The sequence below is a fragment of the Rossellomorea sp. LJF3 genome (genome assembly GCF_037046045.1).
Lineage (GTDB): Bacteria > Bacillota > Bacilli > Bacillales > Bacillaceae_B > Rossellomorea.
This window is the reverse complement of record NZ_JBANLY010000008.1, coordinates 117,047-133,594: the sequence shown is the minus strand read 5'-3', so window position 1 is coordinate 133,594 and position 16,548 is coordinate 117,047. Positions and strand designations below refer to the sequence as shown.

At 43.0% G+C, this 16,548-nt stretch carries 12 protein-coding genes; 9 read left to right on the top strand and 3 right to left on the bottom strand.

The features are described from left to right. Positions 1-1,392: a peptide MFS transporter gene (locus V8G47_RS10235; protein ID WP_336200027.1), complete on the bottom strand. Its 1,392-nt coding sequence runs from the start codon at positions 1,390-1,392 to the stop codon at positions 1-3. A gap of 167 nt (positions 1,393-1,559) precedes the next feature. On the opposite strand from V8G47_RS10235, the gene V8G47_RS10230 reads away from it, so the two are divergent. From V8G47_RS10230 to V8G47_RS10215, 4 genes are all read left to right on the top strand, one after another. Then, positions 1,560-1,760 carry a hypothetical protein gene (locus V8G47_RS10230; protein WP_336200026.1) on the top strand — a complete coding sequence of 67 codons (201 nt, stop codon included), beginning with the start codon at positions 1,560-1,562 and terminating at the stop codon, positions 1,758-1,760. A gap of 57 nt (positions 1,761-1,817) precedes the next feature. Continuing rightward, complete coding sequence (locus V8G47_RS10225) at positions 1,818-2,873, top strand: M42 family metallopeptidase (RefSeq protein ID WP_336200025.1); 1,056 nt, start codon at positions 1,818-1,820, stop codon at positions 2,871-2,873. A gap of 185 nt (positions 2,874-3,058) precedes the next feature. Further along, complete coding sequence (locus V8G47_RS10220; RefSeq protein ID WP_336200023.1) at positions 3,059-4,534, top strand: UDP-N-acetylmuramoyl-L-alanyl-D-glutamate--2,6-diaminopimelate ligase; 1,476 nt, start codon at positions 3,059-3,061, stop codon at positions 4,532-4,534. A 122-nt stretch (positions 4,535-4,656) separates the two neighbouring features. Beyond that, positions 4,657-5,739 carry a GGDEF domain-containing protein gene (locus V8G47_RS10215; RefSeq protein ID WP_336200022.1) on the top strand — a complete coding sequence of 361 codons (1,083 nt, stop codon included), beginning with the start codon at positions 4,657-4,659 and terminating at the stop codon, positions 5,737-5,739. Positions 5,740-5,767: 28 nt separating this feature from the next. Here V8G47_RS10215 and V8G47_RS10210 read toward each other — a convergent pair whose 3' ends face one another. Next, positions 5,768-6,985, bottom strand: a complete 1,218-nt coding sequence (locus tag V8G47_RS10210; RefSeq protein ID WP_336200021.1) for a NupC/NupG family nucleoside CNT transporter — start codon at positions 6,983-6,985, stop codon at positions 5,768-5,770. Between the two features lie 171 nt (positions 6,986-7,156). On the opposite strand from V8G47_RS10210, the gene V8G47_RS10205 reads away from it, so the two are divergent. From V8G47_RS10205 to nhaC, 4 genes are all read left to right on the top strand, one after another. Continuing rightward, positions 7,157-7,390, top strand: a complete 234-nt coding sequence (locus V8G47_RS10205; RefSeq protein WP_336200020.1) for a YueH family protein — start codon at positions 7,157-7,159, stop codon at positions 7,388-7,390. A gap of 129 nt (positions 7,391-7,519) precedes the next feature. Then, positions 7,520-9,088, top strand: a complete 1,569-nt coding sequence (locus V8G47_RS10200; RefSeq protein ID WP_336200019.1) for a peptide chain release factor 3 — start codon at positions 7,520-7,522, stop codon at positions 9,086-9,088. 240 nt (positions 9,089-9,328) lie between these two features. Then, positions 9,329-10,357 carry an EAL domain-containing protein gene (locus V8G47_RS10195; protein WP_336200018.1) on the top strand — a complete coding sequence of 343 codons (1,029 nt, stop codon included), beginning with the start codon at positions 9,329-9,331 and terminating at the stop codon, positions 10,355-10,357. Positions 10,358-10,873: 516 nt separating this feature from the next. Beyond that, the gene (gene nhaC, locus V8G47_RS10190; RefSeq protein ID WP_336200017.1) at positions 10,874-12,283 is read left to right on the top strand and encodes a Na+/H+ antiporter NhaC; all 1,410 of its coding nucleotides are present in this window, start codon (positions 10,874-10,876) and stop codon (positions 12,281-12,283) included. 62 nt (positions 12,284-12,345) lie between these two features. On the opposite strand, the gene V8G47_RS10185 is transcribed toward nhaC, so the two are convergent. Continuing rightward, complete coding sequence (locus V8G47_RS10185; RefSeq protein ID WP_336200016.1) at positions 12,346-13,218, bottom strand: hypothetical protein; 873 nt, start codon at positions 13,216-13,218, stop codon at positions 12,346-12,348. A gap of 199 nt (positions 13,219-13,417) precedes the next feature. Here V8G47_RS10185 and V8G47_RS10180 point away from each other — a divergent pair, with 199 nt between their 5' ends. Next, positions 13,418-16,507, top strand: a complete 3,090-nt coding sequence (locus V8G47_RS10180) for an efflux RND transporter permease subunit (RefSeq protein WP_336200015.1) — start codon at positions 13,418-13,420, stop codon at positions 16,505-16,507. Positions 16,508-16,548: the final 41 nt, after the last annotated feature.

Sequence of the window (16,548 nt, the reverse complement as noted above, 5' to 3'; positions counted from 1 at the left end):
TTATATATGATTTTCTTCCCTCATCATGATTACGAGCTTCTTGGATATGGTCAGCAATACAAATCCCAATATGATGGCGGCAGCGCCAATGACGGCGAATATTTCTAAATACCCGAGGGTCGCAGTAAGGGAAGCAAGTTGACCTGCAAGTAAGCTTGCCACCCCTATGGCAGCCATCCAAACCCCCATCAAGAGGGAGGCGATCTTCACGGGGGCAACTTTACTGACGAGAGACAAACCGACAGGAGACAGGAATAATTCCCCTAGTGTATGAAGCAAATACGTAAAGACGATGAACAGGAGATTGGCTTTTACTGTGATGTTTTGTTCATCAGACCCGGTTTGCATGACTGCAGGTATGAGGATCATGAATCCCAGGCCGAGCAGGATCATTCCGATTCCCATCTTGGTAGTCATATTTAAATCTCCCCTTTTCGATCGGGAAAGTCGTAACCAGACACTTGAAAGGATCGGTGCAAGGATGACGATGAATAATGGGTTGACGGATTGGAACCAAGCAACGGGAATGGTATAACCAAACACGTCACGATCGATGAAATTTTTCGTGTAGAGAGTGAATGAGCTCCCGGCTTGTTCAAATCCCGCCCAGAAAAATACGACAAAGCATGCAAGGATGAGAATGGCAGTGGTACGCTGCTTTTCCTTCTTAGTCAAAGGTATATCCCTGTCTTCATTGGCTTCTTCTGCTAATAGTTTATTTGGTTTCAATCCTACTTCCCCTAGATATTTATTGTTTAACGTACTAAAGATGATCTGCCCGGTGATCATTCCAATGGAGGAGGCAAGGAATGCCCATTTGAATCCATAATGCATCGTTCCGTCCGCCATGGTGGTGAGAAATAAGTCCTCTGCAAGAAAACCTGCAATGAGAGGAGCGAATAATGCTCCAAGGTTGATTCCCATATAGAATATGGTAAAGGCGGCATCTTTACGTTTATCGTTCCGTGGGTACAGCTCCCCTACGAGTGTGGAAATATTCGGTTTGAAAAAACCGTTACCAAGAACGAGCAGGGCAAGTCCTGCATATAAGCCGATTTGGGAGTGGGTCAGGAAAATGGTGAAATCTCCACATGCCATGGTGATTCCTCCAATGGTGATCGCCTTTCTCAGCCCGATATATCGATCCGTCAGCCATCCTCCTAATATGGGGGTAAAGTAGACACTTCCGGTATAAATACCATAAATGGACAACGCTTTTGCCGGATCGACTCCCAAGCCTCCGCTTACAAAGGCTGTCGTTAAGTACAGAACGAGAAGGGCCCTCATTCCATAGTAACTATACCGTTCCCATAGTTCTGTAAAGAATAACAGGTAAAGACCTTTGGGATGTTTTTTACCTTGAGGTAAACGATTTAATGTTGATGAGTCCACGTTATCACTCCTGTATTTTTAACATGTGAGTAGGGCAGGCAGAAAAGGGAGATGAGTAAACTTTTTTCCAAATCCTTTCATAGTATTCCCGTTCCGTTCATAGGCATGTACAAAAAGGGGCGGTGGGAAAATTGTTCACTGGGTGTTTGTATTGCGGTCATTTTAGCTTGACGGAAAACGAATTATTCATGAAAGAAGAGTATGGAGCAGCAAAATGGGACGTCACTGGACAGAGAGTGGAAGGGGATATGGTCATGTACAGCTGTGATCAATGTGGATTCCTTCACCCATTCATTAAGAAGAAACGAAAGAAGTTTGAAAGAGAAGGCATGAAGAAATCCAGGGGCATTCGATGGAATATTCGGTAAACAGCATTTGTAGTCGTGTTGGAGTTGACGGTATAATATGGGAAGGGAGGGAGACAAATGAATACATATCCAGATACGAAGAATACCATTCAATTAATTAAGGAACTTGTGGAAATCCCAAGTCCTTCAGGAAACACGGATACGATCATGAATTTTGTGGAGGAATATTTCACGGATTTACAAGTGGAAATGAAAAGGAATCGAAAGGGTGCCCTCATCATTACCCTGCCAGGTGAAGATACATTGAGGCATCGCATGCTGACGGCACATGTCGATGCATTAGGCGCCATGGTCAAGGAAATCAAAAGTGATGGACGTCTACGGTTATCCATGATTGGTGGATTCAGATGGAATGCGGTGGAAGGGGAGTACTGCAGGATTGAAACATCTACAGGCAAATCCTACAGTGGAACGATCCTCATGCATCAAACCTCTGTCCATGTCTACAAAAATGCAGGCGAAGCAAAACGGGACGAAACGAATATAGAAGTTCGGATCGACGAAAAAGTACGGAATGCTAAAGATGTAAGAGAGTTGGGAATAGAGGTGGGGGATTTCGTTTCATTTGATCCCCGTGCTGAAATCACGGAAAGCGGGTTCATAAAATCCCGTCATCTGGATGATAAAGCAAGTGTAGGGATGCTTATGCAGTTAATACGCCACATTCAATCCGAAGGAATCACGCTTCCTTATACGACCCATTTTCTGATTTCAAATAATGAAGAAATCGGTTATGGCGGAAATTCGAATATTCCTGACGAAACGATTGAATATCTGGCAGTCGATATGGGTGCGATCGGTGACGGTCAATCCACGGATGAGTTTACCGTATCGATCTGTGCGAAGGATTCAAGCGGACCTTATCACTATGGACTGCGCAAGCATTTAGTCTCATTGGCTGAAGAGAATGGGATTGAATATAAAGTGGATATTTATCCCTACTATGGATCGGATGCCTCCGCTGCCATACGGGCAGGGTTTGATATTGTCCATGGATTGATAGGGGCAGGGATCGATGCGTCTCATGCATACGAACGCACACATGAATCCTCCATCCTACACACGGAAAATTTGCTTTGGCATTATGTTCGATCCAAGATGGTCATTGAATGAAAAAGCAGTCTTCCATCATCTTCTTATAGGTGATGGAGGACTTTTTTGTTTGGGGTAAATGTAAACCGGGTATGGTGACATTTGTGTGATAAAAATTTGTTTTGATTTTAGGAGGTATTTCTCTTATCAAAGCTAAGATGATAAGATAAAATATAATCACAATTAACTTAAAACGAGGTAAAAGAATGATTACATATAATCTGTTAGAGAGCATTAAATTAAAAACGGTATACGGTGAACTTCCTTCTGAGATAACGGACATTCACGTCGATTCCAGGAAAGTGACAGAAGGCACCATGTTTGTATGTACGAGAGGTTACACAGTGGATGGGCATGATTTCGCTGCAATGGCCGTTGAAAAAGGTGCGACCTTAATCGTTGCTGAAAAGCAGTTAGATATTGATTTAAGTAAGGCGGCATTAGTCGTAGTAAAAGATACTTTCAAAGCCCTGGCTCAATTATCGAATAAATACTATGACTATCCTTCTCAGAAACTTACCGTTTTCGGTGTGACGGGTACAAATGGAAAGACCACGGTCAGTAATCTGATCCATTCCATCCTGAAACGAGCTGGTCAGAGTTCTGCATTATCCGGAACGATCGGGTTTAATCTGAATGGTGAATTGCTTCCCAGTGAAAATACGACATGCGATAATTTAACGAATCAGCAGATGATGCAAAGTGCACTGGACCGGAAGATTGAAAACTTCACCCTGGAAGTATCCTCCCATGGACTGGCACTCGGTAGATTATGGGGAATCGACTTTGATGTTGTTGCATTTACAAACTTAAGTCATGATCACTTGGATTATCATGGGACGATGGAGCATTACGGATATGCAAAAGGTCTCCTATTTTCCCAGTTGGGGCAGGACCTTCAAGATCCAAAGTATGTCATCCTGAATGCTGATGATGAATGGTATCACCGTTACAGCTACATGACTCCACATGAAGTCATCAGTTACGGGCTTGACGCTCATGCAGACTTCAAGGCGGTGGATATTGAATATTTCAATGATATGACGAGGTTCACGTTGAATTCACCGGAAGGAAGCTTTGAGGTCGAAATGAAGCTCTTAGGGAAATTCAATGTCTATAATGTACTGACTGCCATGGCATGTCTGTATGCAAGGGGGATGGAAATCACAACACTCGTGGAAATCATCCGTGACCTGCCTCCGGTGAATGGGCGAATGGAGAAGGTGGACATGAAGGCACCGCTTTCCGTGTACATCGATTACGCCCATACACCTGATGCCATTGAAAATGCCATTCAGTCCGTCCTTCCGTTCAAGGAGAATAAAATCATCTTCCTGGTCGGTACAGGTGGAAACCGTGATAAGACAAAACGTCCGACGATGGCAGAAAAAGCATCACTCGCAGACTACGTCATCCTGACCACGGATGACCCAAGGTATGAAGAATACGATAGCATCTTGAACGACCTGGAAAAAGGTATGCAGCATGAACAATATGCCCTCATAGGGGATCGTGCTGAAGCCGTTAAACATGCCATCGAGGTAAGTGAACCGGGAGATATCATCATCTTCGCAGGAAAAGGGCATGAGGACTATCAAATCATCGAGAATACTAAATATCCCCACAGTGATAAAGAGATTGCTGCGGAAGAAAGCAATCTCAAGTACGGGACATCTGAATAATCTTGATTGTGGAACAGACCAATACGACAAATGTTGGTCTGTTTTTTTTGGATGAGGATAGACGGAATTCACAATCTTTGGTAAATTTATAATACACATTAAAAGATGAGAGAATGAAGCGTATGAAGTTTTCGTTATATTTAAATGACTATGAAACAGAAAAATTGTTTTCCACATTGAGATGGCTGTTTGTCCTGATTGCCACGCTCATCTTTTACATACCTCCATTTACAGAAAATATTACAACGAACAAGACGGTCTTTCCTTATTTATTGGTATCAGGGGTCATTTATATGCTGGTGACTCAAATTGCATTGATACGGGCGAGGGAGGACAAGCGCAGTCTTCAAATTATACTTAAGGCGGGGATCGTATTTGATTTTCTGGCACTGATATGGCTGATGGTCTTATCACAGGGAATACACAGTCCCCTTTATCCGATATCCATCTTATTCGTGATGCACGCGACGATTTATTGGAGGACGAAGGGTGCACTCGTCTCCCTGTCTGTCTTCAGTGTAACCTATGCTGTGATGGGCTTTATGACAGTGGACATCCTTCAATTCCAACATTATTTCACTTTGACGTCCAACTTGTTCTTTCTCTGGATCATCGGACTATTTGGAGCTTTAATCATGTTGAGAGAGCGTGCTCACTATGTCCAAAAAGAAGCCTACCATCACCTTGCCCATAAGGACTATTTATCAGGTTTGTTTAATCATCGTTCGTTTCAGGAAAGATTCAGAAGCAAATTGGAAGAGAAGGAATCCTTTATCCTGTTCCTCGGAGATATAGATGATTTCAAAAAGGTGAATGATGAGTACGGTCATTTGACAGGGGATGATGTCATACGGAAGACAGGAGAAGTCTTTCGTATTCATGCAGAAGCATACAATGGGCAGGCCTTCAGGTATGGTGGAGAGGAGTTTGTCTTTATCTTACCTCATATGGAGGAGCATAACATCCAACGGTTTCTTCAGGCATTATACAGACAGTTGAAAGATTTGGAGCCAATACCCATTTCCATGAGCTTCGGTCAGTCTCAATCAACCGAAACCCTGGAACCTGAAAGACTGATCGCACTTGCCGACGAACGATTGTATCAGGCCAAGAAAGCGGGCAAAAAAAGAACCTGCCTGGCAAATGGTGCACTGTTCATGCCCGGTCACCCTACATCCTATAAAGAAAAAGAAGCCATCCGCTAGTGGGTGGCTTCTTTGATGGAACGATGAATTAAATGAACATCCCGGCAATGGCAGCACTTAATAATGAAGCAAGTGCACCTGCAATGACCGCTCTGATCCCTAAACGGGCGATATCACTTCTGCGATTTGGTGCGAGGTTCCCAAGTCCGCCGAGTAAAATCCCCAGGGAGGAAAGGTTCGCAAATCCACATAGTGCGAATGAAATGATCGCTACTGTTTTATCGGATAGGTTTCCGATTTCCGGAGCGAAAGCTGAATACGCAACAAATTCATTAATGACAAGTTTCTGCCCAATGAAGTTTCCTGCTGTAACCGCTTCATGCCATGGTACTCCGATTGCAAAGGCAAGAGGAGCAAATACATAACCAAGAATAAGCTGAAGTGAAAGGCTGTCAAATCCAAACCATCCACCTACTAATCCAAGTAAGCCATTGATCATGGCGACAAGAGCGATGAATGCAAGTAGCATAGCTCCAATGTTCAAAGCCAGTTGCAGACCTACGCTTGCACCGTTGGCAGCAGCATCGATCACATTGGCCGATTCCGAATCCGCTTCCATTTCAAACACTTCAGGTTCAGGAGATTCGTCTGTTTCAGGTACAAATAATTTGGCCATGACAAGTCCTGCAGGTGCAGCCATGAAGCTTGCAGCAAGTAAGTATTCAAGTGGAACTCCCAGAAGAGAATAACCAACAAGGACAGAACCGGCTACTGATGCCAATCCTCCTGTCATGACGGCGAAAAGTTCCGATTCAGTCATTTTCGCTAAGAAAGGTCTTACGACTAAAGGTGCTTCTGTTTGGCCGACAAAAATATTCGCTGCGGCAGACAATGATTCCGCTTTCCTTGTTCCCAACAGTTTAGACAAACCGCCGCCTAAAATCTTGATGAAAAATTGCATGATTTTAAGATAATAAAGAACCGAAATTAAAGCTGAGAAGAAAATAACGACAGGAAGTACATTGAATGCAAAAATGAACGCTATGTTGGATTCCTCAGTGTAAAGTCCTCCAAATAGGAACGTGATCCCCTCGTTGGAATAATTAATGATGGCATTCACCACTTCGGTCAATCCTTTAAGGGCGCCCTGTCCCCAAGACGTCTTTAACACGATAAAAGCGAAAAATAACTGTATGGCAAGTCCTCCAAGGACTGTTCTGACATTAACCCGCTTTTTGTTCTTAGAAAATGCAAAAGCAATTCCCATAACGACAATGATACCCATGATACCCCATAAATATTGCACTTCTTTCACCTCTTCGATAAGTATGATTGGAACTTGATGCTTTCGGATTTTTATTTTACAATTCTTTCAGACGTCTGACAACCTACAATTGCAAGATTTGTCGAAAGTTGTACGGACAACATCGTCAATAGTATGCGCAAATACAGCGTTTTCATGAAAGGGGATACAATAATGAAGATCAGAAAAAATTTTTTGGAAGGCTTGGAACAAAAAGTATATATATATGAAAACAAGAAGGAAGAGTTCTTTCTGATTGCTATACCAGCGATCGAATGGTCGTATTCTTTCTTTTATCAAAATGAAGAAATCCAATCCAAATTACTCCATTCATTAAAGGAAAGGCTCCCGCAGGAAACAGCTGAGGCGTTAAGTTCACGAATTGTCCAATGGACCACTGAGATGTAACAAACGTTCCATATGCATTTATTATTCTTGAAAGCGGTAAACGGTGGCTTCTTGCTCCATTCTTTGTTGCATTGTTACTTTAGAACGAATATGATGAGAAAGTGAGAATGACGAGAAAGGATTTTATGAATGAAAATAGACTTTATACAGGAAGTTCAGTCAAGACGGACTTTCGCCATCATTTCCCACCCGGATGCTGGGAAAACAACCTTAACAGAACAGCTACTATTATTCGGAGGTGCAATTCGCGCCGCTGGAACAGTTAAAGGAAAGAAATCAGGTAAGTTTGCAACATCTGACTGGATGGAAATCGAGAAGCAGAGAGGAATTTCTGTCACTTCTTCTGTCATGGCCTTTGATTATGATGATTATCGGGTGAATATCCTGGATACACCAGGTCACCAGGACTTTTCTGAAGATACCTATAGAACATTGATGGCTGTTGATAGTGCTGTGATGATCATCGATTCAGCGAAAGGGATAGAAGCACAAACCTTGAAACTATTCAAAGTTTGTCGAATGAGAGGCATTCCAATCTTCACCTTCATCAATAAGCTTGATCGCCAGGGGCGTGAACCACTTGAGTTATTGGAAGAGCTTGAAGAAGTATTGGGAATTCAATCTTATCCAATGAACTGGCCGATAGGAATGGGGAAAGAATTCTTAGGAATCTATGATCGCTTCCATAATCGCATCGAGCAATTTCGAGTAGAAGAAAATGATCGCTTTATTCCCTTAAATGATGAAGGTGAAATTGAGGGGGAACACCCTCTTAAAGAAAGCAATCTATATAATCAAACTCTTGAAGATGTTTTGTTGCTGAATGAAGCTGGAAACCAGTTTTCCCGTGAACGCATTGCGAATGGTGAATTATCTCCAGTCTTTTTCGGAAGTGCATTAACGAATTTCGGTGTTCAAACATTTCTGGAAACATACTTACAGTTTGCCCCATCTCCGCAGCCAAGGAATTCCGATGCTGGAGAAATTGAGCCGACAGCAGAGGATTTCTCCGGGTTTGTCTTTAAGATTCAAGCCAATATGAACCCTGCTCACCGGGACCGGATTGCATTTGTCCGCATTTGCTCAGGTCAATTCGAGAGGGGAATGACGGTCAATCTTTCCCGTACAGGAAAGTCGATTAAATTGGCGCAATCCACCCAATTTCTTGCAGATGACCGGAGTACGGTGAATGAAGCAGTCAGCGGGGATATCATCGGTGTTTATGACACGGGTACGTATCAAATCGGTGATACACTTGTCCAGGGAAAGCAAGGCTTTCAGTATGAAAAGCTGCCTCAATTTACGCCTGAACTTTTTGTCCGTGTCACAGCTAAAAACGTGATGAAGCAGAAGCACTTCCAAAAAGGGATCCTTCAGCTCGTTCAAGAAGGAGCCATTCAGTATTATAAAACACGCACGGAAGATATCATTCTTGGAGCGGTTGGCCAACTTCAATTTGAAGTATTTGAGCATAGAATGAAGAATGAGTACAATGTTGATGTGAAAATGGAACCGATCGGGTCTAAAATTGCCCGGTGGATTGAAAACGAAGAGGATGTCAAGGAGACCATGTCAAGCTCCAGGAGCATGCTGGTCAAGGATCGACATGATAACCTTGTCTTCCTTTTCGAGAACGATTTTGCCATGAGATGGTTCAATGATAAAAATCCTGACATCCGATTATATAGTTTAATGTAAAGACACTTTGCACTTCTCCTGAACTGGAGGAGTGCTTTTCAATTTATTCTTTTTTCTTCCCTTTTTGTGTGAAATACCTGGAATATTTGTCTCTTGAAACTGTATTTTTGAAAAAATTCACAATCATTGAGTAATTTTTCCTAAAATAAAGGGATATCACTGGTGTTAATGGGGTATTAAGTCTTAGTATATAGGTATGGGTATTTATTTAACGCCGTTATATGGAGAGGAAGAGATAGGATGCAATACGCTTGTGCGAACTGTGGAATAGAGATGGAATATCATGAAGCAGGGTTTTTATTTTTACATAACGAAAAAAGGTTGGAATCACCGCTTACAGGATCAGTTGATAGGTCAGAAGAAGGCTTGTATGTTTTACAATATGATAATCTTGATGAGGTATATGAAAAACTGTCAGAAATTGAAGCCGTATTAGTGGAAGAGGAATGGACATGCAGTTTTAATTGTTCAGAGAAGGCCGGTCCCTTCCGTCCTGCTGAAGAATTCCTGGATTTGATTAAATATAGAGAAATGGTAAAGCTTATTCAAGGGGGGCAATTTACGAGTCACCTCCAGCCTATCATCGATCTTAGCGATTTCAGTCTTTTTGGCTATGAATCGCTCTTACGCTCAAATAGTGGCAATAAGCGTATCAATCCCGGGGAGTTGTTCGAAGCCGCTTCGCGAACCGGATTTCACTCCATGCTGGATCAGAAGGCGAGGAAATCAGCAATCGAGTCCAGGCGGGGCCAAGTGGAACCCGGTACGAAGAGTTTTATCAATTTTCTTCCTTCCACGATTTATAATCCTGAATTTTGTTTGCGCCACACTTTCAAGATTGTGAATGAATGCAAAGTGGATCCAAAAGACCTTGTATTCGAAGTGGTAGAAACCGAGAAGATTGAAGATGTGGACCATTTAAGATCGGTACTTGACGTATATAAGAGAGAAGGGATGAAAGTCGCCCTTGATGACGTAGGCTCAGGTTTTGCCACGGTTGAAATGTTAAGCCTGCTGCAGCCGGACTATGTAAAGATCGATCGCTCCTTCATCAAACACTGTGATCGTGATGAGGATAATCAGGCATTTTTACGTGAAGTGATAAAGATTGCCGGAGAATTGGACATTTTGGTCCTGGCAGAAGGGATTGAGAGAAAAGAAGAATTACTCTTCTGTAAAGAAATTGGAATCCACTATGCGCAAGGCTATTTCATAGGAAAACCACAAGAAGAAGCGATAGAACCATTTGAAGAAACTCAATTCGTTTAATTGTCAAGCCCCTTCCCTGCATATTAACGGGAGGGGTTCTTTTTGTAAGGGGGAATCCTTCAGGGGCATAAGGAGAATAAAATCGTTCCTTGACAATTTGAAAGAACATGATATTATATTACTATAAAATACTTTAGTGCATAAAAGCTTAAAAGCGTTTAAGGGTAAAAGAACGATGGGAGCCTAAACCAAATCAATCACATATCATTGTCTTGAACAACGCAGTAGGAAATAGTGCGACAGCAAACAGAGACTGGACGTCAGCTGGAAGTCCAGGTCCGCTTCTTTCCGAATTACATTGTTTATAAATTCTCTAAGTGATTTAGGGGGTTTATCAAAAGACAACCTTTATGAAGTGGAAATAAATCATGCCATGGATCAGTCGATTCTATGCATGTCATGAGTTATTTCAATTAGGGTGGTAACGCGGAGAACTCTTCGTCCCTATCAGGGATGGAGGGTTCTTTTTGTCATACAATCCCATTGCGGTCACATATTACAGAAGGAAGTGTTAACATGTTAAACATTCAGAGCGTTCATAAACCGTCCGTTCCAGAAGCGTCCGCAGTATTACTCGCAGTTCTGGGAATCATCAGTGTCAGCATTATCGGAGTGGGAGCGGTCCCTCATATTCCGATCATTCTTTCCCTATTCTTTTTGATGGTCTATGGACTGATACGCAATGTGAAGTTCAGAGAAATTGAAAAAGGGATGATTGCCGGTGCCCAGGGTGGATTAGGTGCCATTCTATTATTTTTCTTTATTGGACTGCTTGTAAGCAGCTGGTTGATCAGTGGGACCATTCCCACGTTGATGTTTTACGGGTTTGAATTTGTCACTCCACATTATTTTTATGCGATTGCCTTTTTGCTTACATCCTTAAGTGGAGTAGCAATCGGAAGCTCACTGACAACGGCAGCAACCATCGGTGTCGCATTAATCGGAATCGGTGAGGCTATGGGGTTATCCATGGCAATCACGGCTGGTGCCATCGTTTCAGGTGCCTTTTTTGGAGATAAGATGTCTCCTTTATCGGATACAACCAATCTTGCTTCATCCATCGTCAAAGTGGATCTGTTTACCCATATTCGAAATATGGCCTGGACGACCGTACCCGCCTTTATCATTACATTGATTGTATTTGGTGTCCTTTCGCCAGGGACCAGTAAGGTCGATTTGGCCCAGCTTGATGCGTTACAGGAAGGTTTAATGCAGACCGGCCTTATCCACTGGTACAGTTTGGTTCCTTTAGTGCTTCTGGTAGTGCTGGTTGTATATAAGACACCCGCATTATTCACACTGGCCATCACGATAGCCGTCTCTGTGTTACTATCTTTCTTTCACGGGACGTTGAAGGTAAATGAATTATTCCAGGTGCTGTTTGAAGGGTTTACATCGAAGACAGGGGTGGAATCCGTTGATTCACTTTTGACAAGAGGGGGAGTGAACAGCATGATGTTTACTATTTCTCTTGTCATTCTTTCACTGAGTCTCGGTGGATTACTATTTAAACTGGGAATCATCCCGGCGTTGCTCCAAAAGGTGTCTGCTGTCATTCAATCTGAAAGGAGAACGATTCTTTCCACTGCATTATCAGCGATTGGTATCAATCTTGTAGTAGGGGAGCAGTACTTATCCATTCTATTGACTGGTGAAGCATTTCAATCTCAATATAAGAAATTGGGTCTTCACCCTAAAACCTTATCCCGGACATTGGAAGATGCAGGAACAGTGGTGAATCCTCTTGTTCCATGGAGTGTGTGCGGAATCTTCCTCACAGATGTACTAGGTGTTTCAACCATGGAATATCTGCCATTTGCGGTCTTCTGCCTGATCTCTCCGGTCATCACCATCTTGTATGGTTTCACTGGATGGACCATCGAGAAAGAGCAAACGGAGAACAACCCTGCTATATCGAATTCATAACAATCAGCCAATGAAAAAGGACTGTCCGCCTGAATGATTCACTCTCTTAATGTGAGGATGATTCATTTAGAGGACAGTCCTTTTTGTTGCATTTCTATATATGTGTCAAAATAACGCTGGTAGTAATGCCTTCCTGCTAATATCATGAATAAATGAAATAGGGGAAGTACCCCGATCATCAAAGGATTCTTGAGCAATAATACACCTTCCTGTACCATAAATACCTCAACGGTCAAGAGAAAAAGAATGCTCCATAATGGATATTTCCAATCCCCGTTCCTAAAAAAAATAACTAAGCTATAAAAGTAGGTCGTGAACCAAATGTACATGGCATTCCCTGCGATCAAATCCCTGACAGGATTCGAAAAGTGATTCAGGGGGAGGATATATAGCTTAAGAAGGGAAGACAGAATCCAGGCAAAAGAAAGAGAGATGGTGGAGAGTGCAAAGAACAAAGTGATGAACTGAACATAATGATTGTCAGATTCCTCCAGAAACCTCCACCACGTCTTGGCCAGTATAACGGAAATGATAAGGAAAAAGGTTGTATAATACGATTCCCACCAATGATGTTCGTATAAATTCGTGTGTATGAACCACGTTTCGATAAGGAAGAAGAGACCGATGATGACCGCAATCCTCCATGCCGGCAAACGGTACAATACAATGTACGTTATGGCAACCGGAACCGAAAAAGCCTGTGAACTGATCGATCCCAGGACGCTGTCATTGTAATTATTCGATAAAATATGGGGATGATACGTATAGCTGTTAAATAATACAAATATGACATATTCAAATACATAGGCCAACCCGCAAATGAAAAGCCAAAATAGGATGATCCTGCCAGAAATGTGGCGATTCTTCATTACGATCAAAGATAATGCGAAAATGCTGAAAAGACTAAGGAATACAAAGGGAACCCAGTTCGCCATTCTAATGCTCCTTACATTACAGTATAAAAATAGTGTATACCGATAAGGTGGAATTATTTATTTTATAGAAAATAATCGATATTTATCATTCACAGACGCTTTAATATTGAAGGATCTTCCTGAAGAGACTATAGTTAACAGTAACTCCTTCCCAACCGTAATGAACGCTATACATAGATAAAGAAAGGGGAACACTTCATTGAAAATTAGTGATTTTTCCATACGACGACCGGTGTTCACCATTGTCACCATGCTGCTTATCCTTATACTGGGAGGGGTCTCGCTCCTCAGGATCCCGTTGAAACTCATCCCGGACCTCAATCCACCTGTAGGGGTCGTGGTGACCAATTACCCTGGAGCGGGCCCTCAGGAGGTGGTGGAGAAGGTAACAAAACCACTAGAAGAAAGCCTATCCACATTGCCGGGAATGAAGAACCTTCAATCGACTTCCAGGGAAGGATCGAACTTTATTCTCCTTGAATTTTCATGGTCGACCTCCATCGATGAGATTGAAAACGATGTCCTGCAACGCCTCGACCAAACTCCACTTCCCGATGGAGCGGAGAATCCAAGATTTCTCAAATTTGACCCAGCCCAGTTCCCGATCATTCAATTTTCATTGCGGGAAGAAGGGGGCGAGTCCCACTTAAAGACACTATCCGAGAATTTGAAACAGGAACTGACAAGAGTGGAAGGGGTCGCAAATGTAAATGTTTCAGGTTCATTAATGGATGAAGTGGTCATTGAATTGAACCAGCAAGCGTTGAAAGATAATCGTCTAAGTCAAGGCGATGTGGTCAATACAATCCGCGCCAACAACGTGACAGCTCCCGGAGATACAATCGAGACAGATGGACAAACATTGACCACTAGAGTAGTAAGCAAGCTCCAGTCCGTGGATGAATTAAAGGGATTGGTCCTTCAAGTGAATTCTCAAACCGGAAAGAAACTTAAGCTTTCTGATGTAGCAAACGTTGAACAGAGAAAACAGGATACAAACACAATCACACGGGCAAACGAAGAATCTGCCATCCTGTTCAGTGTGCTGCAGCAATCAGATGCTAACACTGCCTCCGTATCAAAAGCGTTTCAAAAGGAGCTGGACCGCCTCCTTAAGCAGGATCAATATAAATCAATCAAAGCTGATATCCTGTTCGATCAGGGGGATTACATCGCAGAAGCCATCGGAAATATCGCCAATTCCCTCCTCATAGGTGGAGCGTTTGCCATGCTCGTGCTCTTCTTATTTTTGAAAAATGTAAAAAGTCCCCTTATCATCGGGGTGGCCATCCCTTATTCAGTCATTGTTACATTTGTTCTTATGTTTTTTGCCGATTTCGCATTGAATATCATGACATTGGGAGCCCTGGCTCTTGGAATTGGGATGCTGGTGGATAATGCGATAGTAGTCATCGAGAATATTTATCGCCATTTATCCCTGGGGAAAAACCCGAGGGAAGCTGCAAGTATCGGGGCAAAAGAAGTGGGGGGAGCCATCACCGCTTCCACCTTGACCACTGTAGCGGTATTCCTGCCGGTTGTCTTTATATCCGGTTTACTGGGAGAATTGTTTACCGAATTTGCCTTGACGATTTCTTTTAGTTTATTGGCCTCCCTTGTCGTGGCATTGACGGTCATCCCGATGCTCGCAAGCAGACTCTTGAAGAAACCAAAAGGGAACATCGAAGCAAAGCGTAGACGTTCTAAGAGCAGAAAGACATTCGCCCGGTCGGTTAAATGGGCGCTTCGTCACCGTTTCATCGTATTATTCATCACTCTCATTACATTAGTGGGTGGCGGGCTTGGACTTACAACGGTAGGGACGCAGTTTTTACCACCGACTGATGAAGGGTTTTTCAACATGAGGGTCGAATTGGATAATGGAGCTTCCGTCGATGAGACCAATAAAGTCGTCAAAGCGATTGAAGGCAGGTTGAAAAAAGAAAAAGATGTCGATGTCTTCGTAAGCCTTGTGGGTACAACCCAGGAAGAATCCTTTAGAGGAAGCGGGAAAGGGAATATTGCAGAAGTTTATGTGAAAATGGTGCCTCTCGATGAGCGGGAGAGATCGATTTTCAGCTTTGCGGATGAAGTAAAGCCTGAAGTGGAAAAAGCGGCACAAAAGGTAAATAAATCTGCTGAAGTTTCTTTTAACCTACAGTCAACATCCGGCTCCAGTCCTCAAACCTTGACGTTTAACTTGCGGGATACGGATCAGAATCGTCTGAAGGAGTCCGTCGATACGTTATTTGCTTCGTTGAAAGGAATGAAGGATGTCACAGAAGTTTCCACAGATCAGATGGAGACTGTGAAAGAAGTCCAAATGAAGGTAAACCGGGAGAAGGCTCTTCAACAAGGACTAGCACCTGCTCAAATCGGGACGCTCGTTCAGGATGTAACCCGGGGGGTCTTGACCACCCAAATGGTCACAGGTTCTTCTGACGTCATAAATGTTCTTGTTCAATATGACAGGAACATCACAGAAAATCTGGATTCTTTAAAGAAACTCCTCATTCCGAATGGACAGGGGAAATACATTCAGTTAAACTCCGTCGTAGACTTTTCCATTGAAGATGGTCCTGTCAGCATTCAGAGGATTGACCAGCAGCACGCCGTTCAATTCACTTTGAAATATACATCATCAACCAACCTTGGAGCCATTTCGAAGGCGGTGGATGAGAAGATCGAATCACTGGATCTTCCAAACGAGACATTGGTGTCATTCAGTGGGGACAGAGAACTCCTTGAAGATTCCATTGACGATATGGCCCTGGCACTTGGGCTTGCCATCGTGCTTGTCTATATGGTCATGGCTGCGCAATTCGAGTCATTTAAATACCCATTCGTCATCATGTTTACCGTTCCGCTCATGGTAATAGGTGTAGCCATCGCCCTGGCCATTACACAGACACCTATCAGCATATCGGCGATCATCGGAGTGATTGTACTGGCTGGTATCGTCGTCAACAATGCGATCGTCATCGTAGATTACATCAATCAGCGTAAAGAGGCCGGAACGAGCAGCTTTAACAGTATCGTTGAAGCGGTTCAGGACCGGGCGAGACCGATCTTCATGACGGCACTGACGACGATCCTCGGCTTATTGCCCCTGGCCCTCGGTTTGGGAGAAGGGACCGAAATCAATCAGCCTATGGGCATTGCCGTCATTGGCGGGCTGATCAGCTCGACTTTATTGACCATTTATGTCATTCCGATTGTGTACAGTTTCTTTGATAAAGAGACGAGAAGAATGAAGAAACGAAGAGAAACATACGAATATAAAGAATAGAACACACAACGAGAGTTAACCCGCATGCTAAGCATTCACCT